We start from the raw sequence: 24,868 nt of genomic DNA, 5'->3' as shown, positions 1-24,868 counted from the left end.
GGGCGGCCGCACCGGCGGCCTGCTGGGCGCGGCGGTCGGCGGCGGCGCGGGCGCGGCGCTGGGCGGCAACATGTCGCGCAGCGCGTCGCACGACGGCGATCGCGGCTATCGCCATCGCAAGCATCGCCATCACCGCAACTGGGACTGATCGCAGCGGGCGCGACGCGGCGTGCGACCGGCACGCCGGTGCGCCCAGGCGCGTCGCGTCCGACGCGCGATCCGGTCCGGCGGCACCCGCCGGGCCGCGATCGCCGGGCCGGCCAGACCGGCAACCCTTTCCGGTTTCAGCAGCACCCGCCGCGCGCCCGATCGATGGCCCGGTATTTCCCCCCTCCCGACAGATTCCCCCGGCTTTCCGAACGACACGCGCTGGCTCGCACGATCGAGCACGGCCGGCGAACCGTCTTTTGCGTTGCCTGCGACGTGTGGCCGGATCGCGATCCGGCGGCTGTCCCAGCTCTCGAATGACGACGCTCTGCCCGTCCGCGCACACGCATCTGCAACCTGCGTAACCAGATGTATCGCGAGTGCCGTCGCGTCTTCGGCATGAACGCGACCGCGTGTATCGCGCACGTCGCCGTCACCCCGGATCGGCCGTGCGATTTGCCCGTTCGCACGCATGCCGCTCCCGCCCTCGCGCGACGCGATTGTCGCCGGCAGGTAGTGGGAAATCGAATGCAATCCATCGCAACATTTAATTGGTCGATCGCGATCGACTTCGCTATCGTCGATGCTGCCCGCGTACGGAATCGAACCGTGCCGTCCCCGCGCCTCGCCGCATGACCCCGAGCGTCGCGACCCGGCGTGCGGCCCGTCAAGCAAGGGCCGCCCGGTCCGGCGAAGCGGACGGGCCCGTCGCGAAACCTGGCCGACCGAACGAAGGCGCAAGCGCCTTCAAACGTCCCCCGGCAACGATATCCCGCCGCCGCATGCGCCCCCCGCGCATGCGTGCCGTCCCCGGATGCCGTTTGCCGCCGGGCCGGACCAACCCATTGCCTGGATGCATTATGTCGAAGACAACGTATTACGCGCCGCACGGCGGCCACCCGCCGCAGACCGATCTGCTGACCGATCGCGCGATGTTCACCGAGGCGTACGCGGTCATTCCGAAGGGGGTGATGCGCGATATCGTCACGAGCTGGCTGCCGTTCTGGACCAACACGCGCCTGTGGGTGATCGCGCGTCCGCTGTCGGGCTTCGCCGAGACGTTCTCGCAGTACATCGTCGAAGTAAACCCGGGCGGCGGCAGCGACAAGCCCGAGCAGGACAAGAACGCCGAAGCCGTGCTGTTCGTCGTCGAAGGCGAGGCCGAGCTGACGCTGCAGGGCAGCAAGCACGTGCTGAAGCCGGGCGGCTATGCGTTCATTCCGCCGGGCGCGGACTGGACGCTGCATAACGTCAGCGATGCCGCCGTGCGTTTCCACTGGATCCGCAAGCACTACCAGGCCGTCGACGGCATTCCGCTGCCGGAAGCGTTCGTGACGAACGAGCAGGACGTCGAGCCGATTCCGATGCCGGGCACCAACGGCGCATGGGTGACGACGCGTTTCGTCGACATGAGCGACATGCGTCACGACATGCACGTGAACATCGTGACGTTCGAGCCGGGCGGCGTGATTCCGTTCGCCGAAACGCACGTGATGGAGCACGGCCTGTACGTGCTCGAAGGCAAGGCCGTCTATCGCCTGAACCAGGACTGGGTCGAGGTCGAGGCGGGCGACTTCATGTGGCTGCGCGCATTCTGCCCGCAGGCATGCTACTCGGGCGGCCCCGGCCGTTTCCGCTACCTGCTGTACAAGGATGTGAACCGCCACATGAACCTGACGCTGAACCCGGCACGCTGAGCGCGCCGCACGCAGTCGGATTCGACAGCCCGCCGGTGCATGCCGGCGGGCTTTTTTTTCGTGCGGCGCCCGTTTCGTCGGCCGGGCGCTTTCGCGCGGCCGGCGGCGGACGTCGCTCGCGACTTCGGCGATCGCGGCCGTGCGTTCGCCGGGAACGCGCAGCCGGGCCCGCATCATCCCGCCCGGTTGCCCGGCCACAATGCGTCGTTCAGGCGCAGTTCGTGGACGAGGTCGATGAGCGCGCGCAAGCGCGCCGGCACGAAGCGGTGCCCCGAGTAATAGAGCCTCAGCCCGCCGAACGACGGGCACCACGGCACCAGCACGGGCACCAGCGCGCCGCGCTTCAGCTCGTCGTCGATGAACCACTCGGAAATGAAGCCGATGCCGAGCCCGAGCAGCACCGCCTGCTTGATCGCGGCCATTTCGTTGAGCGCGAGCCGCACCGGCAGATCCATGCGCAGCTTCTCGCCCTTGCGCTCGAGCTCCCACTGATAGATGCCGCCGTGCGACATGCGCATGCCGATGCTGCGGTGCGCCAGCAAATCGCGCGGATGCCGCGGCGTGCCGTGCGCCTTCAGGTAGTCGGGCGTCGCCACCACCAGCATGCGGATATCGCGCGACAGCGGCACGGCGATCATGTCCTGCGGCACCGACTCGGCCAGCCGGATGCCGGCGTCGAATCCTTCGGCGACGACGTCGATCATCCGCGACTCGCTGACGATGTCGATGCGCACGTCCGGGTAGCGCTGTGCGTATCGGTAAAACAGCGGCTCCATCAGCAGGAACGCCGCGCCTTGCGGCGCGTTCACGCGCAGCGTGCCGCTCGGCGTGTCCGGGCCGGTGCCTGCTTCCTCGCCGGCGCTGCGGATTTCGTCCAGCGCGGGCGCGATGCGCGTCACGTAGCGCCGGCCCGCGTCGGTCAGCGACACGCTGCGCGTCGAGCGGTTGAACAGACGTACCTTCAGGCGCGCTTCCAGCCCGGCCACGGCGCTGCTCACCGCCGTGGTGGACATGCCCAGCTCCAGCGCCGCGCCGCGAAAGCTGCTGCGGCGCGCGACGGCGAGGACGACTTCCAGCTCGGTCATACCGGTGCGATGCATTGATTGTCCCGATTTTCAGGATGATTCATCAGCGACAAGGCGGCTTATCAGAACGGTAATGTAATCCTAGACTGCACGTCACGACAGTTTTTCGGATACGCGTAAAGGAGTCGCCAGCATGGAACGCATCGAACACATCTACATCGACGGCGCATTCGTGACACCGCACGGCCGGGAGTGGTTCGACCTGTACAACCCGAGCACCGAGCAGGTGATCGGCCAGGTCCGGCTGGGCGACGAGCAGGATGTCGAACGCGCGATCGCCGCGGCCAAGGCTGCATTTCCCGGCTGGTCGCGCACCACGCGCGAGGAACGCATCGCGGCGCTCACGCGCATGCACGAGGCCGTCGTCGCGCGCGAAGACGACCTGATGCAGGCCATCGTGACCGAATACGGCGCGCCTTCCGTGCGCTGCCGCTGGATGGCGACCTATCCGGCGGACGCCATCCTGCAGGCCATCGCCGCGCTCGAATCGTTCGCGTTCGAGGAACAGGCCGGCACGGCCCGCGTGATCATGACGCCGGTCGGCGTCGCCGGACTGATCACGCCGTGGAACAGCAACGCGGGCTTCATCTGCAACAAGCTGGCGACCGCGCTGGCCGCCGGCTGCACCGCCGTCGTCAAGCCCAGCGAGGTGAGCGCGATGCAGACGCAGATCGTCGCCGAAGCGCTGCATGCGGCCGGCTTGCCCGACGGCGTGTTCAATATCGTCAACGGGCGCGGCGACGTGGTCGGCGAGGCACTGTCGCGCAGCCCCGACATCGCGAAGATTTCGTTCACCGGTTCGTCCGCGGTGGGCGAGCATCTGGTGCGTGCGGGCGCGGCGACGATGAAGCGCGTGACGCTCGAGCTGGGCGGCAAGTCGCCCACGGTGGTGCTCGACGATGCGGATTTCGCGCGCATCATGCCGCTCGTGCTGCAGGCGGGATTCGCGAACAGCGGCCAGGCATGCATCGCGGGCACGCGCGTGCTGGTTCCGCGCAGCCGGCTCGACGAGTTCGAGGGCATCGCGAAGGACGCGGTGTCGCGCATCGTCTGCGGCGATCCGCGCAACGCCGATACCGACATCGGGCCGATGGTCAGCGCAAGGCAATGGGAGCGGGTGCAGAACTACATCCGCATCGGGCAGGAAGAAGGCGCGACGCTGCTCGCGGGCGGCGAGGGGCGGCCCGAAGGCGTGCAGGCCGGCTGGTTCGTGAAGCCGACGCTGTTCTCGCGCGCCGACAACGGCATGCGCATCGCTCAGGAAGAGATCTTCGGCCCCGTGCTGACCATCATTCCGTACGACGACGATGCCGATGCGATCGCGATCGCCAACGATACGCGCTATGGCCTGAGTGCCGTGGTGCTGGGCCAGGATCCCGAACGGTGCGAACGCGTGGCGCTGCAGATCGATGCGGGCCGCGTGCTCGTCAATACGCTCGCCCACGAGCCGCGCGCGCCGTTCGGCGGCTTCAAGCATTCGGGGCTCGGCCGCGAAATGGGCCGGTGGGGCATGAGCGCCTATCTGGAGCCGAAGACCTTGCTCGGGGCGGGCGCAAGCCGGGGCGAGTGAGCGCGGGTGTGCGGTGCGCTCGCGTTTCGTTGTGGCGGGCGCATCGCATGCGGTGGACTGTGCCCTTTCCTAAATAAAATTTAGCCAGCCAAACTTTGGCTAAAGAAGGTTCCGGTTTGCCGGCATCCCTTCGACAATGCGCGCCTTCCGCGATGGACGGGCGTGTGTTGCGCACCGGCCGTCGCGGCCTCGAAGAAGGAGCCCGACATGACCGACCCCACCGCTTCCCCTCCGCCGCCCCCCGCGGCGCCGCGTCGCCGACGCGTATGGCGCACGCTCGCGGGCGCGCTGCTCGGCCTGACGCTCGCGTGTACCGGCATCGGCGCGTGGACCGTCCATCGCATCTGGACGCAGTTGCCGTCCGTCGAGCATCTGGCGGTCTACCGGCCCGCGCTGCCGCTGCGGATCTTCGCGCGCGACGGCGAACTGCTCGCCGAGTACGGCGTCGAGCGCCGCGAGTTCGTGCCGCTCGAACGCATCCCGCCGCTGATGCGGCAGGCGCTGCTCGCGGCCGAGGACGCGCAGTTCTATCAGCACGGCGCTGTCGATCCGGGCGGCCTCGCACGCGCGACGTTCGCGAACCTCGTGACGCGGCAGCCCGGTCAGGGCGGCAGCACGATCACGATGCAGGTCGCGCGCAATTTCTACCTGACGCGCGACAAGGTGCTGAGCCGCAAGCTCGCCGAGATCCTGATGGCCTACAAGCTCGAACGCGAATACAGCAAGGACAAGCTGCTCGAGCTGTACATGAACGAGATCTATCTCGGCGAGCGCGCGTACGGTTTCGCGGCGGCCGCGCACGTGTATTTCGGCAAGCCGCTCGACGCGCTGAGCGCGGGCGAGGCGGCCGTGCTCGCGGGCCTGCCGAAGGCGCCGTCGGCGTTCAATCCGGTCGTCAATCCGGCGCGCGCGACTGCGCGGCGCAACTACGTGCTCGGGCGCATGCATGCGCTGGGCCAACTCGACGACGCGACCTATCGCGCGGCCGTCGGTGCGCCGCTCGCGCTGTCGACCACGCCGCCGCCCGGCATCGTCGCGGCGCCCTACGTCGCCGAACGCGCGCGGCGCATGATGGTCGAGCGTTTTCACGACGATGCGTATACGCTCGGCCTCGACGTGACGACGACGGTGTCGATGCGCGACCAGCGCGCGGCCGAAGCCGCGCTCGATCGCACGTTGCGCCGGCAGCCCGCGAAGCGCGACCGGCTCGAAGGCGCGCTGGTGTCGCTCGACGTCGCGACGGGCGATATGCTCGCGCTCGTCGGCGGCGCGGATTTCAGCCGCAACGTGTTCGATCATGCGCTGCAGGCATATCGCCAGCCGGGGTCGAGCTTCAAGCCGTTCGTCTATTCGGCCGCGCTGGAGAAGGGCTATTTCCCCGGCGTGCTGGTCGACGACGCGCAGCGCACGCTGACGCCGGCGGAAACCGGTGCGCAGCCGTGGCGTCCGCGCAATTTCGGCAACCATTACGAAGGCTTTATCGCGGTGCGGCGCGGGCTCGTGCGCTCGAAGAATCTCGTCGCAGTCAGCCTGATGCAGGCGGCCGACGCGCGCTACGTGCAGCAACATGCGATGCGTTTCGGTTTCGACGCGCCGCGCAACCCGGCGTCGCTGCCGCTCGCGCTCGGCGCGGGCGCCGTGACGCCGCTCGAACTCGCGAGCGCCTACGGCGTGTTCGCGAACGGCGGCGTGCGGACCGAGCCGCGCCTGATCCTGTCGGTGAAGCAGCGGCACGGCGGCGTGCTGTACGACGCGCCCGCGCCGGACGGCACGCGCGTCGTGTCGGCGCGCAACGCGTTCGTGATGGACAGCATGCTGCGCGACGTCGTGCGCGCCGGCACCGCACGCGGCGCGCTCGCGCTGCGCCGCGACGACGCGGCCGGCAAGACCGGCACGTCGAACGGCTCGAAGGACGTATGGTTTGCCGGCTATTCGTCGGGCGTCGTCGCGGTCGCGTGGCTCGGCTACGACACGCCGCGCTCGATGGGCCGCGCGACCGGCGCGACGCTCGCGCTACCCGTCTGGCTCGACTACATGAAAACGGCCGTCGACGGACGGACGCCGATCGATACGACGCCGCCGCAGGACGTCGCGCTCGCCGACGGCGACTTCGTCTATGCCGAATACTTGCACGGCACCTGCACGGCCGATGTGCCGCCGTTCATCCGCAGCCGTTTCGCGTGTGGCGGTGCGTCCGTCGCGGCCGCGTCGGATGCCGCCGCGGCGGACGGCCGTCGCGGCGCGCAGGCGAGCGAACCGATGCCCGCAGCGGTCGATGCGGCCGAACGCGAGCGCGTACTCGACCTGTTCCGCACCGAGGACTGAGGCGCGACATGCATACGCTTTATCTGATTGCGATCGTCGCGGAAGCGATGTCGGGCGCGCTGATGGGGATGCGGCGCGGGATGGACCGCTTCGGGCTCGCGCTGGTCGGCGCGGTGACGGCGCTCGGCGGCGGCACCGTGCGCGACGTGCTGCTCGGCCACTATCCGCTCGGCTGGATCGCGCATCCCGAATATCTGGTGATCACGCTCGTCGCGGCGACCGTCGCGTCGTGGGCTGCACGGCATGTCGCGAGGATGAAGACGCTGTTCGTCACGGTCGACGCGATCGGCCTGGCGGCGTTCACGATCATCGGCTGCGACATCGGCGCATCGACCGGCGCGGCGCCGATCATCGTCGTGCTGGCCGGCGCGATCACGGGCGTGTGCGGCGGGATGCTGCGCGACCTGCTGTGCAACGAGATGCCGCTGATCCTGCGCGAGGAACTGTACGCGAGCGTCGCGTTCGTGACGGGGGCCTTGTATGTCGGGTTGCAGCAGCTCGGCGTCGATGCGGGTGTCGCGACGGTATGTGCGCTCGCGGCAGGGTTTGCGATGCGGATGCTCGCGGTGCGCTTCGGCTGGAAGATGCGCAGCTTCGGCGTCGCGGACGTCGAGCGTTGAGCGGGATGCGTGCGCCGGACCGCTTCGCCCATCGTCGCGCACGACCGCCCGATATCCCGACGCCGCGTCAGGCCGGCACCATGACCGGCGGCGAACCGTCGCCGGTTTCCACCCTCTTCACCGTGAATCCGTAGCAGCGCGCGATATGCGCGGGCGTCATCACGTCGCGCGGCGCGCCGTGCGCGACGATCGTGCCGTCGGCGAGCATCGCGATCGTGTCCGCGTGACGCGCGGCGAGGTTCGGGTCGTGGACGATCGCGAGCACGCCGAGCCGCCATTCGCGCGCGACCGTGCGCACCGTGTCGAGCAGCCGGTGCTGGTGCGCGAGATCGAGCGCGGCGGTCGGTTCGTCGAGCAGCAGGTAGCGCGGGGCTGCCGCGTCGCGGTCGTCCGCAGCTTCGGTATCGTCCGCCGGCCACAGCTGCGCGAGCACGCGCGCGAACTGCACGCGCGCCAGTTCGCCGCCGGACAGCGTCGTCACGTCGCGGCCGACCAGCGCGTCGGCACCCGCGCGTTCGAGCGCGAGCCACGCGATGTCGCGATCGCGTCGCGACGTCGCGCCGCTGCGCCGCGCATGCGGGTAGCGGCCGAGCAGCACGATTTCGTCGACGCTGAACGGAAACGCCGGTTGCGCGGCCTGCGGCAGCACCGCGCGCAAGCGCGCGAGCCGTCGCGCGCCGATGCGTGCGAGCGGTTCGCCGTTCAGCGTGACGTCGCCCGTCACGCGCACGCCGTTCGGCGCGACGCTGCCGGTCAGTTCGCCGGCGAAGGTTTTCAGCAGCGTGCTCTTGCCCGCGCCGTTGCGGCCGAGCAGCGCGGTGACGCGGCCCGGTTCGATCGACAGCGACAGGTCGTGAAGAATCGCGTGATGTCGACGTGCGACATCGAGATGGTGGACGGTCAGCATGGTCGTGTGGCAACGGTTGGGGCCGGCACCCGCTATCGACGAGAGCAGGCCCGGGCATCAGCGGAAACAGGCGCTAGCCGCCGAGCGCACCGCGGCTTTTCCACAGTAGCGCGAGAAAGAACGGTGCGCCGAGCAGTGCGGTCAGCACGCCGAGCGGAATCTCGGCGGGCGCGGCGACGGTGCGCGCGCCAAGATCGGCGGCGAGCGTCAGCAGCGCGCCGAGCAGCGCGGCGCCGGGCAGCACGATCCGCTGGTCGGGCCCGCACGCGAGGCGCATGCAGTGCGGCGCGACCAGCCCGATGAAGCCGATGATGCCCGCGCACGACACGAGCGCGCCGACCGCGAGCGCGACCGCGACGAGCACGCGGCGCTTGAGCCGCTGCACGGGCACGCCGAGGTGCAGTGCCTCGGTTTCGCCGAGCTGCAGCGCGTTCAGTGCGTCGCGTTCGCGCGCGAGCAGCGCGCAGCCGACCGCGACGCACGGCGCGACGGCCGCCAGCGCCGACCATTGCGCGCCGCCGAGGCTGCCGAGGCTCCAGAACGTCAACGAGCGCAGTTGCGCATCGTCGGCGACGAAGGTGAGCAGCCCGATCGCCGCGCCGACCAGCGCGTTGATCGCGATGCCGGCAAGCAGCAGCAGCGGCAACGCGAGCCGGCCGCGCGACGCGGCGAGCCGGTAGACGAGTGCGGCGACCGCGAGCGCGCCGGCGAATGCGGCGATCGGCAGCGCAGCCGCGTGCACGTGCGTGGCGAACAGCGCGGGACCGAGCACGATCGTGGTCGTCGCGCCGAGCGCCGCGCCGCTCGATACGCCGACGAGCCCCGGATCGGCGAGCGGGTTGCGGAACAGCGCCTGCATCGCGGCGCCGGCCGCGCCGAAGCCGCCGCCGACCAGCAGCGCGAGCGCGACGCGTGGCGCGCGGATGTCGAACAGCACCGCGCGCGCCTGTCGTGCGGCCGGGTCGCCGTTCAGCGCGGCCCACGCTTCGGCCAGCGGAATGCGGTAGGCGCCGACGCACAGCGCGACGACGGACATCGCGCCGACGAGGATCGCGAGCACGGCCAGCGCGAGCGGCGCGTGGCGGCGCGACGTGCCGAAGCGTGCGGCGTCGGGGCGGCCGGCATGCGACGCGGGAAACGGAGAAGCATGAGCGGGCATCGGGACGGTCCGGAATCAGGCAAGTTCATCCGACAGGCGTCGGTGCAGGGTCGTGACGGCGAGCGGCAGGCGCGGGCCGAAGCCGAGCAGGAACAGCGCGTCGAGCGACACCACGCGCTGCGCGCGGCCGGCCGGCGTCGCTGCGAAACCGGGCGCTGCGAGCAGCGCGGCGCGGCCGCCGACGGCCGCGAGCCCCTCGTCGGAGATCAGCACGACGTCGGGCGCGGCGGCGGCAAGCGCCTCGGTCGTCAGCGGCTTGTAGTGGTCGAAGCCCTGCATCGCGTTGCGCGCGCCCGCGTAGCGGATCATCGCGTCGGCGGCGGTGCGCTGGCCGGCGACGAGCGCCTGGTTGCCGGTGTGGTTCAGCACGAACAGCACGCGCGGCGGCTGCGCGCCGCCCGGCGCGCGCACGGCGACCGCGTCGCGTGCCGCCTGCCAGTCGCGGTCGAAGCGCTGCAGCAGCGCGGCGCCGGCATCGCGCACGTCGAGCGCCTGCGCGATGCCGGCGATCTTCGCGCGCGCCGAGTCGACGTCGTGCCGTTCGTCGAAGGTCGTCACCGTGACGCCCGCGCGCCTGACCTGCGCAATCGCGGCCGGCGGCCCGGCTTCCGCCGACGCGAGCACGAGGGCGGGCCGCAGCGACAGCAGTCCCTCCGCCGACAGCGCGCGCTGATAGCCGACCTTCGGCAGGCGCTTCGCCGCATCGGGATAGGTGCAGGTCGTGTCGGCGCCGACCAGCCGGTAGCCGCGCGTGTCGGTGCCGCCGAGTGCGAACGCGGTTTCCGCGAGCGCGCCGCCGATCACGACGACGCGCTTCGGCGCGGCCTGCGCGAACGCTCGGCCGGGCAGCGCGCCCGCGACCGCGCCGGCGAGTGCACCGGCCAGCACCGTGCGCCGCCGCGGATCGAACGGACCGGCGCTCACCGTGCTGCTCCGCGTGCCGCCGGCGACAGCGTCGCGACGAGCGCGCGCCAGTCGTCGCGCTCGGCCTTGCCCGGTTTGCGTTCGCCGAACAGCAGCGCGACGTGGTCGCCCTGGCGGTCGAACAGTTCGAGCGACGTGACGATGCCGTCGCTGGTCGGCTTCTTCACGACCCATGCGGCGGCGATCATGTCCTCGCGCACATGCAGGTTGAAGCCCGGATCGAGCACGTTGATCCATGCGCCGACTTCGCGCACGTTCGCGACCGGCCCCGTATGGATCTGGATCATCCCCGCGTTGCCGACGAACACCATGATCGGCTGGCCGCTCTGCGCGGCCCGTTCGAGCACGTGGCGCAGCGCATGCGCGGCTTCGACGGGATACGCGTATTGCGGATCGGCGAGGCGCAGCGCCTGCATGCGGCTCACGCCGAAGCGCTGCGTGATGCCGAAGAACTGGTGCGTGTCGGTCATCGCGCCCCAGGCGGCGCGAAACCCCGCGACGTCGATGTCGCTGTCCGCGCGTTCGGGCTGCTTCGATGCGGCCGGCACCACATCGAGGCCCGGCTCCTGCGACGCCGCGCGCCAGCGCGCGACGAACGCGTCGTATGCGGCGTGATCGCTGTGCGCGCGCAGATAGACCTTGTGAATCGCGTGGCCCTGCGCATCGAAGAATTGCAGGCTCTTCAGCGAGCCGTGCGGCGTCTCGTCGAGCACCGCGAATGCCGACGTCCAGTGCCGGTAGAAGATGCGCAGGTCGATGTCGCCGAGCGCGAGGCCGATCGGGCCGTCGTGGCTCATCTGCGCGTATTCGCCGTCCTTCTCGTGGACGGCCGCGTCGTTGCGCGTGAGCGCCATCACGCGGCCGAGGCGCGGCATTTCCTCGAACATCTGCGGAAAGCGCGCATCGAGCCGCACCACGTGTTCGCCGACGAACGCGGCGAGCGCTTCGCCTTCGCTGACGCCGAGCGCCTGTGCGACATCGCGGTTGCGCAGCTGGCGCTCGGCCTTCAGCTTGACGAACGCGTCGCGCAGCGCGGCGGCCGCGCGGGCCGGCGTGGCCGGTTGAGCGGGAAGGGCGGATTGCATCATGTCGGACTCCTTCAGGTGACGAGAGGGTTGGAAGCGCGGGCGGCGGGCATCAGAAATCCACCTTCATGCTGACGGCGACCGTGCGTCCGGGCGAGGTATAGGCGTCGAGCACCCGCGAATCGGCGGCGATGCCGCGTACGTCCGACCAGTTCCAGTACTTGCGGTCGAACAGGTTGCGGATGCCGATCGTCGCGCTGACGTGCTTGTTGAAGCGGTAGCCGCCGCGCAGGTCGACGATGAACGACGACGGCGGCGAGAAGCAGACCTTGTTCGAGCAGTCGGACCTGTCGATGTCCTTGTCGCGCTTCGCGGCCTGGAACAGCAGGTCGGTCTGCACGAACCAGCGCTCGGTCGGCTCGTAGCGCACGCCGAACACGGCCGAGAACGGGTTGACCGTGTTCAGCGGCTGGCTCGCCGCGCCGTTGTTCTGCGTCGAGCCCCGCGTGAACGCCATCGCCGTCTTCAGCGTGATGCCGTTCGGCATCACCCATTCGGCGCGGCCTTCGAAGCCGTGGATGCGTGCGTCGGCGAAGTTCACGTACTGGAACACGGACGGGTCGGTCGGCCGGGCGCTGCCGGCGATCGTGGTGCGTGCGATGAAGTTGCGGTAGCGGCCGGTGAACGCGGCCGCGCTGTAGCGCACGACGCCGTAGCCGGTGCCGGCCTTGCCGCGCAGGCCCGCCTCGAACGTGTCGCTGGTCTCGGGCTTCAGGTTCGGATTGCCGATCGACGTATAGCCGTACACCGGGTTCGAGAAGCTGCTGTTGACCTGGTCGGGCGTCGGCGCGCGGAAGCCGTGCGCGTACTGCACGTACGGAATCAGCGCGGGCGTGATCTCGTAGAGCACCGCGACGCGCGGCGACAGTTCGTTCGCGCTCGTCGATACGGCGGTGCCCGTAAACAGCGGATCGTTCGCGGCCGGGCTCAGCCGGTACGTGTCGAAGCGCAGGCCGGGCGTGACGAGCAGGCGGCCGTAGCCGATCTGGTCCTGCACGAACGCGCCGAACAGCGTGTAGTCGGTGTCGGGGAACGCCTTGTTGGGGAACGATTCGCCGACGCCCGGCACGGTGCCGTCGCGCAGGTTGGTCACGCGCGACAGGCTGCCGTCGACGCCGTACAGCAGCTTGTGCGCGAACGGGCCCGTCGAGAAGCCGCTTTCGGCGAACGCGGAGCCGCCGAACGTGCGTTCCTTGTACCGGTTGTCGCGCGAGCGCGACGGCTGCGAGCCGCGCGTCTCGAATGCGTACTGGTCCTGCGTCGCCTCCTGATAGTAGAACTGGACGTGCGCGTTCTGGAACCAGCGGAACGCATCGTCGCGGAAGTCGTAGTCGACGCTGAAGCGGTTGCGTTCGAGCCGGTCGCTCGTGGCGAGGCCGAGCGTGGTCGGCGGATTGATCGCGGACAGCACGTCGGTGCCGACGCGCCGCTGCACCGTTTCGGCGGTGAACCGGATCGTGTCGCGCGCGGTGGGCGTCAGCACGAGCTTGCCGAGCAGCGATTCGGAATAGACGTCCTGCGGGTTCGAGGTCGTGCGCAGCGTGCTCGCCGAGTTGTTGTCGCCGCGCGTGTCGACTTCGTGGCCGCGCCGGCCGTCGGCGATGATCATCCCCTGCACGCGATCGTTGCCGCCCGCGGCCGATACCGTCGCGCCGATGCTGCGGTCGGTCGAGTCGTAGCTCGGCCGGAACGAGAAGTACACGGGTTTGCCGTAGATCGACAGCAGGTCCTTCGGATCCTTGGTGATGAAGTTCACCGCGCCGGTCAGGCCGTCGCTGCCGTAAAGCGCCGAGGCCGGGCCGCGCAGGATCTCGATGCGCTTCAGCATGTCGAGATCCGCGTAATCGCCGCGGCCCGCTTCGAGCGGGCCGAACGAGAACGCGCTCGGCAGGCGGATGCCGTCCTGCATCAGCAGTACGCGGTTGCCTTCGAGGCCGCGGATGTTGATGCTCGAATCGCCGTCGCGGCCGCCGCCGAGCGCGGCGCTGCCGGGCCGGTACGCGGTGCGGCGCACGGTGACGCCCGGCTCGTAGCGCAGCGCGTCCTTGATGTTGGTCGCCTGCTGTTCCTCGAGATCGTCGTCGGTGATCACCGACACCGACGCGGCCGTGCGGCTCGCGGACGTGGCGGTGCGGGTCGCCGTGACGGTGACGGGGTCGAGCAGCGCGGCATCGGTGCGCGCGACGATCGCGGTGGAGGATGGTGTGGCGCCCGGCGGCGACGAAGGCGACGAATCGGCGTGAGCCGTGGCGGCGGACAGTCCGAACGCGCCGAACAGCGCGGCACAGATCGGCCGCCGCGCCAGCGAATAGCAATGCACAGGTGGTCTCCCATGGTTGAAACAAGCCCGAAGGCTGGCTGGGCGACGCGTTCACCTGGCTGGCCCGTGCGCGCAACCGGTGGCGCACGGCGAATTGAAAGGAAACTGATAACTTTGCCAGTGTAAATGAGAATTATTATCGATACAAGCGACATGCAGTGCAGTGGGCGGCCGAGCGCCTGCATGCGCGGCGCTCGCCAGTCGCGCGCGCAAATTCGGGAAAAGGCGTGGCGGCGCTGCGCTAGGCCAGCGATTCGATGCGAATCAGCAGATTGCGGGCGTGGGACACGAACGCGTCGTGCGTGTCGCGATCGCTGCGGCCTTCGAGACCGGCTTGTTCAGCAAACGCGAGTTGCTCGGCGTAGAGATCGACGAGTGCGCGGCGGGCATCGGGGGACAGCGCGCGGATCATCGAGACGAGCAGCAGCTCCTGTGCGCGGAGCATGCCGGACAGCGATTGAGCGTTCATGCCGACCTCCTCGGGCGATGCGGCGGCGGGCCGCTCTCTCCATACTAGGCGGTCGGTGCGTGCGATGCAGGCGAAGCGGCGTCAGCCGGCGGCAGTCGCGGCCTGCGCATCGCGCACGACCTGCGCGACGCGTTCGACGAACTCGGCGTCGACGCTCGACAGCGCTTCGCGCTTGCCGTCGGGCATCTCGACCATCAGCCGGTACGTGACGTCCTGCGTCGTCCAGGCGAGATAGCCGACCACGACCAGCATCACGCCGGCGACCAGCGCGGCGCTCGACGCGCCGATGCCGCCCGCGACGGCGGTGGCCGCGCCGACCAGCGAGATCAGCGACGGCACGACACGGTTCTTCGGGATCTTGACGACGTCGATGCGGCGGATGTCGCGCAGCGGAAAAACCTGGCCGGCGACCGACAGGCCGTTGCGCGTGAGCATCACGCCGCGTTCGTTGAAAGCGTTTTCCATCGTGTGTTGCGTGGACGAAAACGCGCAGCGTAGCAGACTTCGGGGAGGGATCAAACGGGACCGAGTGCCGCACGCGGCGTGCGGGCCGGCCCCGCTGCGGGAAAGGGAAGCTCGTGCCGGACGCTCAGAACTGCAGCCGGCCGTCGCCGTACAGCCGCCCCGGCACGTGCGACGCGACGACCTCGGCGATTTCCTCGTCGGTCGATTCGGCCGGCACGATCTGCCGCCGCGCGGGCGCGTCGAGGTGCATCGTCCATTCGACGAGCCGGTACGGACGCCCCCACGGGCGCTGCATTTCGACGGACACGCGGCAACTCTGCACGGGCAGCGAGTGCTCGCGGGTCAGAATCGTATGCAGATGGCTGAAAACGGTATCTTCGATCATCATGGCTTCCGATCCTGTCTTGTTATGGGCAACCGATGGCGGCGCCGTCGAGTTCTCAAAAAAAAAGCCGCCGGTGCTCAGGCGGCCAACAGGGGGGGTGAGTGCATCCTCTCAGCCCAGAATTAAGCGAAACTTAAAAGCCCATAAAAAAGCGCCCCGCGTGGAGCGGGGCGCTTCTTGCCGTCGTGATCCGCGGGTTGGGCGGATGCTTTAGAACTTGTGACGGATACCGACGCGAGCGGCGATCTGGTTCGACGCACCGCTGCCCGACGTGTTGAAGTAGCTCGTGCTCGAGCCGATCTGCGCCTGCACGTTGTTGCCCGACGCCTTTTGCAGGACGACCAGGCCGTACACGTCCGTACGCTTGCTGAGCGCGTAGTCGAGCGCGAAGTTGCCCTGGTTCCAGTGCGCCGAGTTGCCGCTTTGCGTTGCGTTCGTGTACGTGTAGCCCGCTGCTGCCGACAGGGCCGGCGTGATCGCGTACTTCAGGCCGCCTTCATACGCGTTGTAGAACGTGCCCGATGCGCCGGCCGTGACCGGGGTGAACTGCGTGCGCGTCCACAGCAGCCATGCCGTTGCCGGGCCCCAGACGTAGCGGCCGCCGACGCCATACGAGCGCAGGTCGCGGATGTTGCCCGTGCTGATGTTCGCGATCGTCGTCGAGAACGCCGTCGGCGAAGCCTGGCTCGGGAAGCGGATGTCCGTGTAGGCCGCGCCCAGTGCGAACGGGCCGTTCGCGTAGTTCAGGCCGAAGCTGTATGCGCGCGACGAGCCCGCCGTCGTCGTGGTGCCGGTCGTCGTCGACGGTGCGCCTGCGAAGTCGGTCGAGTTCGAGAAGCCGTACATCGCGCCGAACGTGAAGCCCGAGTAGTTCGCGCTCTGGAACTTCACCGCGTTGCTGATGCGGCTCGACGTCAGCTGGTCGACGTCGTTCACGTGGTACGCGTAGTTACCCGCGACCGTGTTGCCGCCGGTCGAGTAGTTCGAGCCGAGGATGTCGGTCGAGAACGAGTACTGGCGGCCGAACGTCACCGTGCCGTACTGGCTCTGCGACAGGCCGACGTAGGCCTGGCGACCGAAGATCGAGTTGCCCTGGCCGAGTGCGCCCGTGCCGCTGTTGAAGCCGTTTTCGAGCACGAAGATCGCCTTCAGGCCGCCGCCGAGGTCTTCGGTGCCGCGCAGGCCCCAACGGCTGCCCTGGGCGACGCCGTCGTCGTACTTGAACAGCTTGCTGCTGCCGCCGTTCGCGTTCTTGCTGTGGTTCACGTAGCTGATACCGGCATCGATGAGGCCGTACAGGGTGACGCTGCTTTGTGCGTGAGCCGTGCCGGCGGTCGCTGCCAGGATGGCGATGGTCAACAGTTTCTTGTTCAAAGGATTCTCCGAGCGAATAAATGGCGTGTCCAGTTGCGGTTCCGGCGCTCTCTGCGGGCGCTTTCACGGACCGGCGGCAACTTTATCGGCGGGCCACGTAATGAATGTGACAGCGTCTGTCATATGACGAATGTGTGGTGCCGATGCGACACTGAATGATGCCCGGTTGCGCCATCGGGGGTTATACCGAATTCGCCTGTTGTTTGATCCGGCCGTGGAATATGCACATGAAATAAGCTTGGTTGGTGCCGTTCCGGCCCCGTGCCACGATGCGCGCTTCCACCACGACACGGGACAGAGGACACCATGCGACGCTCGATCTTGACCAGCCTTGCCGCGCTCGGCGCGGTGCTCGCCTTCGCGGCACCCGGCGCACACGCCGATCCGACGCTGAAGATCGGCACGATGAGCGGCCCCGACGCGCAGATCTGGACCGAGGTGACGAAGGTCGCCGCGCGCGAGGGCCTTGCGATCAAGGTCATCGAGTTCAACGACTACGTGCAGCCGAACGCGGCGCTCGACGCGGGCGACCTCGACGCGAACGGCTTCCAGCACCAGCCGTTTCTCGACAGCCAGATCAAGCAGCGCGGTTACAAGATCGTCAACGTCGGGCTGACCTATACGGCGCCGATGGGCTTCTATTCGAAGAAGATCAAGTCGCTCAAGGACTTGCCGGTCGGCGCGAAGGTCGGGATCCAGAACGACCCGTCCAACGGCAACCGCGCGCTGCTGCTGCTGCAGAAATACGGCGTGATCAAGCTGAAGGCGGGCGCCGGCACGAACGGCGTGAACGCGACGCCGCTCGACGTTGCCGAGAATCCGAAGAAGATCCGGATCGTCGAGCTCGACGCCGCGCAGCTGCCGCGCGCGCTGCCCGATCTCGACGCCGCGTCGATCAATACGGACTACGCGGTGAAGGCGGGGCTCACGCCGGTGAAGGATGCGATCGCGATCGAGGATCTGCGCGGGCCCTACGCGAACCTGATCGCGGTGCGCGCGCAGGACAAGGACAAGCCGTGGGTGAAGAAGCTCGTCGCGGCCTATGAATCGGACGACGTGCGCAAGTTCATCGAGCAGAAGTTCGGCGGCGCGATCGTGCCGGCATTCTGAACGGGCGGCCGCGCAAGCGCGGCTGACGGACGCACCCTGCAAGGAAAATCGCCCGCGCAAGCGGGCGATTTCATTGGTGTGCGCGGATTGGCGTGCGGGTAGCGCGGTGCGATCGCGCCGCGCCGCAGGCCGGCCGACCGCGCAAACCGGCCGCTCAGGCCGACAGCAGCGAGCCCGTGCGGATCGGCGTCGCGCCGGCGATGCGCGCGACTTCCATGCCGGCCGTCGCGAAGCGCACGACCTGGCGCGCGTACAGCACGCCCGACACGCTGCTCTTCAGCGTGATCACGCGATCGCTGAGCGGATCGACGATATCGGCCACTTCCTGCCCGGCCTCGATCCACGCGCCGACCGGCGTACGGAACACCAGCACGCCCGACACCGGCGCGACCAGCGGATCGGTGCCCGCGAGCGGCGTGGCCGGATGCGCGAGCGGCGGCAGCGGCGCCGGCGTGCCGTCGATCATGCCGCGTTCGGTCAGGTATTCGACGATCGCCTGCGCGTCCTTTTCCGCGAGCTCGTACGACACTTCGCGTTCGCTGCGCAGCTCGACCGTGACCGAAATCGACCCGTTCGGGATCGGGAAGCGGTCGCCGAAACGGCTGCGCAGGTCCGACCAGCAGAAGCTGTGGATCTCGTCGAACGGATTGCCGACCGAATTCAGCGCGAGCAGCGACGCCTGCGCATCGAGATAGCGCGCCAGCGGCTCGACGTCCGCCCACAGATCGGGATTCGTGTACAGGTGCATCACCGCGTCGCTGTCGCAGTGCAGGTCGAGCACGATGTCGGCGTCGTACGACAGCTTCTGCAGCGCGAGACGCTGCGACGCGAGTTCGGTGCGCGGCTTCTGCTCGTCGAGCGCCTCGCGCATCGCGGTGCGCACCGCGACGAGGTTGTGCTGCGCGTCGGCCGTGAGCCGCCCTTCGATGTGCGGCAGCACGAGCGCCGCGAGATCGTGGAAGTTGCGGTTGAAGTTCTGCATCGAGCCGAGCTCGAAACGGCCGAGGTGATCGCCGAACACATGCTGGGACAGGCCGATCGGGTTCGGCACCGGCACGACGACGATCTCGCCGCGCAGCTTGCCGGCTGCCTCGAGCGCGGCGATCTTGCGGCGCAGCAACACGGCGACCAGCATGCCGGGCAGTTCGTCCGCATGCAGCGACGACTGGATATAGACCTTCTTGCCGCCGCGCGGGCCGTAGTGGAAGCTCGTGATCTGGCGTTCGGTGCCGACGGCGGGGGAAATCAGCGGATGGGTCTGCGTTTGCATGAGAGGGAGCGCGGCGCAGCCGCGAATGATCCGGTGTGCGTGGAAGATCGATTGTACGTTGCCGGCGTCGAACCCATCAAACCGGTTCCGGAACACGCCGTTTTCCTTTCAGGATCATGGGGTTGGCCCGAAAAAAATAACGCTGCGGCGGCGCTGCACCCGCGGATTTTCCGCGGGTTTCGTTGCGTGTAAACGAAAAAACGGGCGCCTTGCGGAGCCCGTTCGTGCGGATGCGGATCGCGCGCTTACTTGCCGTAGACGTCGAAATCGAAGTACTTCTTCGCGATCTTGTCGTACGTGCCGTCCTTGCGCATGCCGGCGATCGCGCCGTCGATCTTCGCCTTCAGGTCGGTGTCTTCCTTGCGCAGGCCGATGCCCGCGCCTTCGCCGAGCGTCTTCGGATCGTCGAGATCCTTGCCGGCGAAATCGAAGTTCGCGCCGCGCGGCGTCTTCAGGAAGCCGATCTCGGCCTGCACCGCGTCCTGCAGCGCGCCGTCCAGACGGCCGGAGATCAGGTCGGCATAGACCTGGTCCTGGTTCTGGTAAGGCACGACGTTCACGCCCTTCGGCGCCCAGTACGTCTTCGCGTAGGTTTCCTGGATCGTGCCCTGCTCGACGCCGACCGACTTGCCCTTCAGCGATTCGGCCGTCGGCATCAGGCCGGCGCCCTTCTTCGTGACGAGGCGCGTCGGCGTATTGAACAGCTTCGACGAGAACGCGATCTGTTCCTGACGCGCCGGCGTCATCGACATAGACGACAGCACGCCGTCGAACTTGCGGGCCTTCAGCGCCGGGATCATCCCGTCGAAGTCGTTTTCGATCCAAACGCACTTCGCGTTCATGCGGCGGCAGATTTCATTGCCGAGATCGACGTCGAAACCGACCACCTTGCCGCTCGCATCTTTCGATTCGAAAGGCGGGTAGCTCGCGTCGACGCCGAACCGCACGGTCGTCCAGTCCTTCGCGTATGCGCTGCCGGCCGATACGGCGAGCAGGGCTACGGTCACAGCCGCAAGAATCTTTTTCACTCGGTGACTCCTCGTTTTGTTCGATGGATGCGCGGTTGTGCCGCGCCGTAAGCGTTCGGTCCGGCGCGGCTTCGCGTCGGACGGTCCGTTTCGCCCGCCCGATGGGGGCGCGCGACGTGCGGAGATTATCAAGACAAAATACCGGCAGGGCGCCTAGGACATGCCCCGATACCGGGCCCGACGGCCGCACGATGCGTCCATGCAACCGTTCCAGACGGAGGAACGATTCAGCCGAGCGTTTCGTTGACGGCGCGCTGCAGGCACGCGACGAATTGCGAGACGGCCGGCGTCGGCAGCAGGTCGCGCCGCGCGATGATCGACAGGTCGAAGCGCGGCATGCTTTCGTCGAGGTCGGCCGTGCGGATGCCGAGCGGCGCGACCATTGCCGCGAGCGGGCGCGTGAAGCAGCCGATCACGTCCGAGCGCGCGACCAGCCCGAGCGTTACCGCGAACGACATCGGCGAGCGCAGCAGCCGCTTCGGCAGCGGCAGCCCGCGCGCCTCGAACATCGCGGTCATCACGCTGTGCGGGAACTGCTCGGCGCCGACCGTGACGATCCATTCGGCGTCGAGCAATTCCTCTAACCGGCGCGCATGTGCGAGCGGGTGGCCTTCGCGCATCGCGATCGTGAATTCGGTCGACAGCAGCGGCGACTGCGTGAATTCGCGGTCGAGCGCCGGCACGTGGTGCATCGCAGCGATGTCGAGCGTGCCGTTGCGGAGCTGCGCGAGCGCGTCGGGCACCGTGACTTCCTCGAGATGCAGGGCGACATTCGGCATCGACCGGCGAAACGCGGTGACCGCGTGCGGCAGCGCGGTCAGCGCGATCGACGGCATCGTGCCGACCGCGACGCGCCCCGACATCTCGCCCTTCACCTGTTCGACGGCTTCGACCGTGCGGCGCATGTCGCCGAGCAGTTGCTCGGCGCGCGGCAGCAGCGCATGGCCGCATGCGGTCAGTTCGACGCCGCGCACGCTGCGGACCAGCAATTCCGCGTTGAGCGCCGTTTCCAGTTCGCGGATCGTATGCGTGATCGCGGGCTGCGTGACGCCGAGTTCGCGCGCGGCGGCCCGCAGGCTCTTGTGATGCGCGGCGGAAACGAACGCCTGGAGTTGTGCGATGTTCAGGTGATTGCGGATGCGGGTCATCGATCGGGAGCGGGCGGCAGGCCGGAGCGGCGCGAAGGACGACAGGGTAGCGCGTTGTGCCGGGCGGCGCTGTGCGGAGCAAAAATCGCGTCGCGATCGTCCCTGAACCGTTCGGCGTGCCCAACGCACGGTCCTTGATGAGGAGCGCGAAATGGACGCCGGTGTCGGAATGCACTGGCGTACCGACAAAAAAAGCCTGGAAACTCGCGTTCCCAGGCTCGGAGACCATCGACGACGATGGTGGAGGAGACGATGTCGTCCCGATGCGCGCCGCCCTTCTGCAGGCGACGTCGCGCATGATGCGCGGTCAGATCGCCCAGCCGCCGAGATAGAACACGACGAGCACGGCGGCGATCAGCACGGTGCCGACGTTCAGCTTGCGGAACTCGCCGCTGGCGACGCGACCGATCACGAGCGTCGAGAAGCCGAGCATGATGCCCGTCACGATGTTCGCGGTCAGCACGATGAACACCGCGCACACGAGGCCCGACATCGCGTCGACCATGTCGTCCATGTGCAGCTTGCTCACGCTGCCGAGCATCAGCAGGCCGACGTACATCAGCGCGGGGGCCGTCGCATACGACGGCACGAGGCCCGCGAGCGGCGAGAAGAACATCACGACGAGGAACAGCAGGCCGACCACGGCCGCCGCGAGGCCCGTCTTCGCGCCGGCGGCCACGCCGACGCTCGATTCGATGTAGGCCGCCGCCGGTGCGCCGCCGAGGAAGCCGGAGAAGATCGAGCTGACCGAATCGGCGGTCAGCGCGCGGCCGCCGTTGACGATGCGGCCGTTCTCGTCGAGCTGGCCCGCCTGCCCCGCGACCGCGCGGATCGTGCCGGTCGCGTCGAACACGGCGGTCATCACGAGCGCGAGCACGCTCGGCAGCACGGCCATCGACAGCGCGCCCTTGATGTCCATCGCGCCGATCAGCGATGCGTGGCCCGGTGCGCTCAGCGACGGCAGCGCAAAGATGCCGCGGTATTTGACGGCCGGGTCGAACGCGAGGCCGATTGCGGAGATCGCGATCACGACGAGCAGGATGCCGCCCGGCACGCGACGCTTTTCGAGGCCGAAGATCGCGGCGAGGCCGACGACCGACATGATGACCGGGAACGCGGTAATCTGGCCGAGCGACACCGGCAGGCCGGCGCCCGGGTTCTTGATCACGAGGCCGACGTCGTTCGACGCGATCAGCAGCAGGAACAGGCCGATGCCGATCCCGGTGCCGTGCGCGACGCCGGCGGGCAGGTTGCGCAGGATCCACGAGCGCACGCCGGTGACCGAGATGCCGGTGAACACGAGGCCCATCAGGAACACGGCGCCGAGCGCGACGGTCGGCGACAGCCCCTTGCCGAGCACGAGGCCGAACGCGGTGAATGCGGTCAGTGAGATCGCGCAGCCGATCGCGATCGGCAGCTTCGCCCACAGGCCCATCAGCAGCGAACCGAACGCGGTCGTCAGGCAGACCGCGACGAACACGGCGCTCGTGTCGAAGCCGGCCTTGCCGAACATGCCGGGCACGACGAACACGGAATAGACCATCGCGAGAAACGTCGTGACGCCCGCGACGATCTCGCGGCGCTGCGTGCTGCCGCGCGACGAGATGTCGAAATAGCGGTCGAGGACTCCCTTGGTGCCGTAGTCCGTTTCTTCCGAGCCGACGTCGATCGTCGGCTGCACCGGGGTATCGCTCATGAGCTTGCTCCTTTATCAGCGTGCTGAAATGGCCCGTTGCGGGCCATCGTCAGGGTTGTCTCGTATCTAGTTGGATTGTCGGCATCGTCGTGGGGACGAATCGCGCGCGTCGCGGGCCCGCCGGCAGGCCGGCGCGAACCGCACCGCGGCGGTCGCCGCCGCTGCGTCGGACGACGCATGCGGGGCGGCCGCGTCACCTGCGCTTTGCCGTAGCGAAGAGTAGGCGAACGCCGGGCGGCGTCCCATTGGGATACGAGCATGCAGCGCATGTCGCAGCGCTTATATCGGCGTGCGGCGGGGCATCGTCGCGAGAAAACGCGTGTATACGCCTAGATCGAATCCGTTAAGGCGACTATTTGCACGCGTGGATGGCAGTGCCGGCTGCGGGGCCGGCGGCAGCGAGGATTTGACGGCGAGCGGGTTTCGTACGGGTGCGGACGTGTTGCCGGCGGCCGATGCGTCGGACCGCCGACGCGCGCGATGCGCACGGTCGCACCCGCATCGCGCGGCGTGTGCGTCACGCGGCGCCGATCGGCGTCGGTGCGTGCTCGGCGATCAGGCGCTCTGCCTTCAGCGCGTTCCACAGCTCGGCCGGAATCGGCGCGGACGCGAGGCGCAGGTTCTCGGCGATCCGTTCCGGCCGGCTCGCGCCGGGGATCGCGGCCGCGACGGCCGGGTGCGCAAGCGAGAACTGCAGCGCCACCGCGCGCACGTCGACGCCGAGCCGCTCGCTAATCCGCCGGATCTGCGCGACGCGATCGAGCATGTCCTGCGTGGCTGGTTGATATTCGAATTGGGTGCCGCCGGCGAGCACGCCGGAGTTGTACGGACCACCGACGATGATGCCGAGGCCGCGCGCGGCGCTTTCCGGCATCAGCCGTTCGAGCGCGTCTGCGTGGTCGAGCAGCGTGTAGCGGCCGGCGAGCAGGAAACCGTCCGGATCCGAGCGTTCGAGCGCGAGTTCGCAGGGCTCGATCCGGTTTACGCCGAGGCCCCAGCCCTGGATCACCTTTTCATCGCGCAGCCTCGTGAGCGCCTTCGCGGCACCCGACATCGCGACGTCGAACACGTCGCGCCAGCGCTCGCCGTGGAAGTCGATCGCCGGATCGTGAATCCACACGGTGTCGAGGCGGTCGGTGCGCAGCCGCTTCAGGCTCGCTTCGATCGAGCGCAGGGTGCCGTCTTCCGTGTAGTCGTAGACGATCTTGTTCGGCAGGCCGTGCTGGAACAGTCCGCCCTTCTCGCCGAGATCGCGCTGCGACGCATCCTCGTGCTCGTCGAGCACGAGGCGGCCGACCTTGGTGCCGAGCGAATATTCATCGCGCGGGCGGCCGGCGAGCGCTTCGCCGAGACGCAACTCGGCGAGACCCGCGCCGTACAGCGGCGCCGCGTCGAAATAGCGGATACCGCTTTCCCAGGCCGCGTCGACCGTGGCCAGTGCTTCCTCGTTCGGGATGTCCCGATACATGTTGCCCAGCGGTGCAGTACCGAAACCCAGGCGGGAGGGGAGTGCGATTCTCATGGGGGTTCTCCTTGAACCGGTTGACGAGCGGCCTGCGGGATCAGCGGATCGCGACCGGGTTGATGTTGACCTGCGTGGAGCCGACATACAGCGGCTGGCCGAGCACGAACAGGAATTCCCACGCCTTGTCGTGCACCAGCGCACGGCTGTCGATCAGTTCCAGGTTGTAGATGCCGCGCTTCGCGAGCATGTACTGGTTGATCGGAAACTCGTCGGCGCCGTGCGGATTCGGATAGACCTCGGACGCCCACGTGTCGCCGCCGAACGCGACGATGCCCTGATCGGCGAGCCATTTCGCGGCTTCCATGCCGATGCCCGGCTCGACTTCGAGGAACCGTTTGTCGTCCTTGCCGATCAGTTCGAGCCAGCCGGTGTTGAACAGCACGACGTCGCCCTTGCGCAGCGTCAGCCCTTCGCGTTTCAGCACGGCCTGGATGTCGGCGACCGTGAACTCGGTGCCGCCCGGCACGATCGGCTTGCCGTAGTAAGAAGCTCTAACACAATGAGTTTTGCAGCTGTCGCCAGCAGATGATGCAAGCGGCGATTTTCATGAACGCCTCGT

At 68.5% G+C, this 24,868-nt stretch carries 20 protein-coding genes and 1 pseudogene; 5 read left to right on the top strand and 16 right to left on the bottom strand.

All coding sequences use genetic code 11. The annotated features are described in order from the left end of the window. Window positions 1–1,007: 1,007 nt before the first annotated feature. The gene (locus BST28156_RS32135; RefSeq protein ID WP_060240603.1) at window positions 1,008–1,844 is read left to right on the top strand and encodes a bifunctional allantoicase/(S)-ureidoglycine aminohydrolase; all 837 of its coding nucleotides are present in this window, start codon (window positions 1,008–1,010) and stop codon (window positions 1,842–1,844) included. 173 nt (window positions 1,845–2,017) lie between these two features. On the opposite strand, the gene BST28156_RS32130 is transcribed toward BST28156_RS32135, so the two are convergent. Continuing rightward, window positions 2,018–2,944, bottom strand: a complete 927-nt coding sequence (locus tag BST28156_RS32130) for a LysR family transcriptional regulator (RefSeq protein WP_174904363.1) — start codon at window positions 2,942–2,944, stop codon at window positions 2,018–2,020. Window positions 2,945–3,062: 118 nt separating this feature from the next. On the opposite strand from BST28156_RS32130, the gene BST28156_RS32125 reads away from it, so the two are divergent. From BST28156_RS32125 to BST28156_RS32115, 3 genes are all read left to right on the top strand, one after another. Then, window positions 3,063–4,499, top strand: a complete 1,437-nt coding sequence (locus BST28156_RS32125; RefSeq protein WP_174904362.1) for an aldehyde dehydrogenase family protein — start codon at window positions 3,063–3,065, stop codon at window positions 4,497–4,499. Between the two features lie 207 nt (window positions 4,500–4,706). Continuing rightward, window positions 4,707–6,824 carry a penicillin-binding protein 1A gene (locus BST28156_RS32120; protein ID WP_174904361.1) on the top strand — a complete coding sequence of 706 codons (2,118 nt, stop codon included), beginning with the start codon at window positions 4,707–4,709 and terminating at the stop codon, window positions 6,822–6,824. Between the two features lie 8 nt (window positions 6,825–6,832). Further along, window positions 6,833–7,444, top strand: a complete 612-nt coding sequence (locus BST28156_RS32115) for a trimeric intracellular cation channel family protein (RefSeq protein WP_060240606.1) — start codon at window positions 6,833–6,835, stop codon at window positions 7,442–7,444. 67 nt (window positions 7,445–7,511) lie between these two features. On the opposite strand, the gene BST28156_RS32110 is transcribed toward BST28156_RS32115, so the two are convergent. The 9 genes from BST28156_RS32110 to BST28156_RS32070 all read right to left on the bottom strand — a co-directional run bounded on the left by BST28156_RS32110 (window position 7,512) and on the right by BST28156_RS32070 (window position 16,532). Then, a complete protein-coding gene (locus tag BST28156_RS32110; RefSeq protein WP_174904360.1) occupies window positions 7,512–8,351 on the bottom strand; it encodes a heme ABC transporter ATP-binding protein in 840 nt (279 codons plus the stop codon). 73 nt (window positions 8,352–8,424) lie between these two features. Further along, on the bottom strand, window positions 8,425–9,510 hold the full coding sequence (locus tag BST28156_RS32105) for a FecCD family ABC transporter permease (protein ID WP_174904359.1): 1,086 nt from the start codon (window positions 9,508–9,510) through the stop codon (window positions 8,425–8,427). Between the two features lie 15 nt (window positions 9,511–9,525). After that, the gene (locus tag BST28156_RS32100; protein WP_174904358.1) at window positions 9,526–10,434 is read right to left on the bottom strand and encodes a heme/hemin ABC transporter substrate-binding protein; all 909 of its coding nucleotides are present in this window, start codon (window positions 10,432–10,434) and stop codon (window positions 9,526–9,528) included. Then, window positions 10,431–11,522, bottom strand: coding sequence for a hemin-degrading factor (locus tag BST28156_RS32095; RefSeq protein ID WP_174904357.1), 1,092 nt, complete (start codon window positions 11,520–11,522; stop codon window positions 10,431–10,433). The genes BST28156_RS32100 and BST28156_RS32095 overlap by 4 nt, the downstream gene beginning before the upstream one ends. Before the next feature lie 49 nt (window positions 11,523–11,571). Beyond that, a complete protein-coding gene (locus tag BST28156_RS32090) occupies window positions 11,572–13,839 on the bottom strand; it encodes a TonB-dependent hemoglobin/transferrin/lactoferrin family receptor (protein ID WP_174904356.1) in 2,268 nt (755 codons plus the stop codon). Window positions 13,840–14,080: 241 nt separating this feature from the next. Then, window positions 14,081–14,308 carry a hypothetical protein gene (locus tag BST28156_RS32085; RefSeq protein WP_009693320.1) on the bottom strand — a complete coding sequence of 76 codons (228 nt, stop codon included), beginning with the start codon at window positions 14,306–14,308 and terminating at the stop codon, window positions 14,081–14,083. An 81-nt stretch (window positions 14,309–14,389) separates the two neighbouring features. Further along, window positions 14,390–14,773, bottom strand: a complete 384-nt coding sequence (locus BST28156_RS32080; RefSeq protein WP_174904355.1) for a DUF6232 family protein — start codon at window positions 14,771–14,773, stop codon at window positions 14,390–14,392. 124 nt (window positions 14,774–14,897) lie between these two features. Continuing rightward, complete coding sequence (locus BST28156_RS32075) at window positions 14,898–15,158, bottom strand: DUF2866 domain-containing protein (RefSeq protein ID WP_040132008.1); 261 nt, start codon at window positions 15,156–15,158, stop codon at window positions 14,898–14,900. A gap of 210 nt (window positions 15,159–15,368) precedes the next feature. Then, window positions 15,369–16,532 (bottom strand): porin, encoded by a 1,164-nt coding sequence (locus BST28156_RS32070; protein WP_060240614.1) that lies wholly within the window; start codon window positions 16,530–16,532, stop codon window positions 15,369–15,371. A 306-nt stretch (window positions 16,533–16,838) separates the two neighbouring features. On the opposite strand from BST28156_RS32070, the gene BST28156_RS32065 reads away from it, so the two are divergent. Further along, on the top strand, window positions 16,839–17,642 hold the full coding sequence (locus BST28156_RS32065; RefSeq protein ID WP_040130901.1) for a MetQ/NlpA family ABC transporter substrate-binding protein: 804 nt from the start codon (window positions 16,839–16,841) through the stop codon (window positions 17,640–17,642). Between the two features lie 154 nt (window positions 17,643–17,796). Here BST28156_RS32065 and BST28156_RS32060 read toward each other — a convergent pair whose 3' ends face one another. From BST28156_RS32060 to BST28156_RS32035, 6 genes and pseudogenes are all read right to left on the bottom strand, one after another. Next, window positions 17,797–18,912, bottom strand: a complete 1,116-nt coding sequence (locus BST28156_RS32060; protein WP_174904354.1) for a succinylglutamate desuccinylase/aspartoacylase family protein — start codon at window positions 18,910–18,912, stop codon at window positions 17,797–17,799. Between the two features lie 245 nt (window positions 18,913–19,157). Next, entirely contained in the window at window positions 19,158–19,940 is a 783-nt protein-coding gene (locus BST28156_RS32055) for an ABC transporter substrate-binding protein (protein WP_060240616.1), read from the bottom strand. Between the two features lie 227 nt (window positions 19,941–20,167). Continuing rightward, window positions 20,168–21,088, bottom strand: a complete 921-nt coding sequence (locus tag BST28156_RS32050) for a LysR substrate-binding domain-containing protein (protein ID WP_174904353.1) — start codon at window positions 21,086–21,088, stop codon at window positions 20,168–20,170. Window positions 21,089–21,395: 307 nt separating this feature from the next. Beyond that, a complete protein-coding gene (locus tag BST28156_RS32045) occupies window positions 21,396–22,784 on the bottom strand; it encodes an NCS2 family permease (protein ID WP_174904352.1) in 1,389 nt (462 codons plus the stop codon). A 517-nt stretch (window positions 22,785–23,301) separates the two neighbouring features. After that, the gene (locus tag BST28156_RS32040) at window positions 23,302–24,306 is read right to left on the bottom strand and encodes an aldo/keto reductase (RefSeq protein WP_174904351.1); all 1,005 of its coding nucleotides are present in this window, start codon (window positions 24,304–24,306) and stop codon (window positions 23,302–23,304) included. Window positions 24,307–24,346: 40 nt separating this feature from the next. Beyond that, window positions 24,347–24,796: pseudogene (locus BST28156_RS32035) on the bottom strand (cyclase family protein); the annotation flags it as partial. Window positions 24,797–24,868: the final 72 nt, after the last annotated feature.

It is taken from the genome of Burkholderia pseudomultivorans (assembly GCF_902499075.1).
In the GTDB taxonomy this organism is placed as follows: domain Bacteria; phylum Pseudomonadota; class Gammaproteobacteria; order Burkholderiales; family Burkholderiaceae; genus Burkholderia; species Burkholderia pseudomultivorans.
Note: the sequence above shows the minus strand (reverse complement) of the source record. Positions and strands in the feature narration are given on the sequence as shown.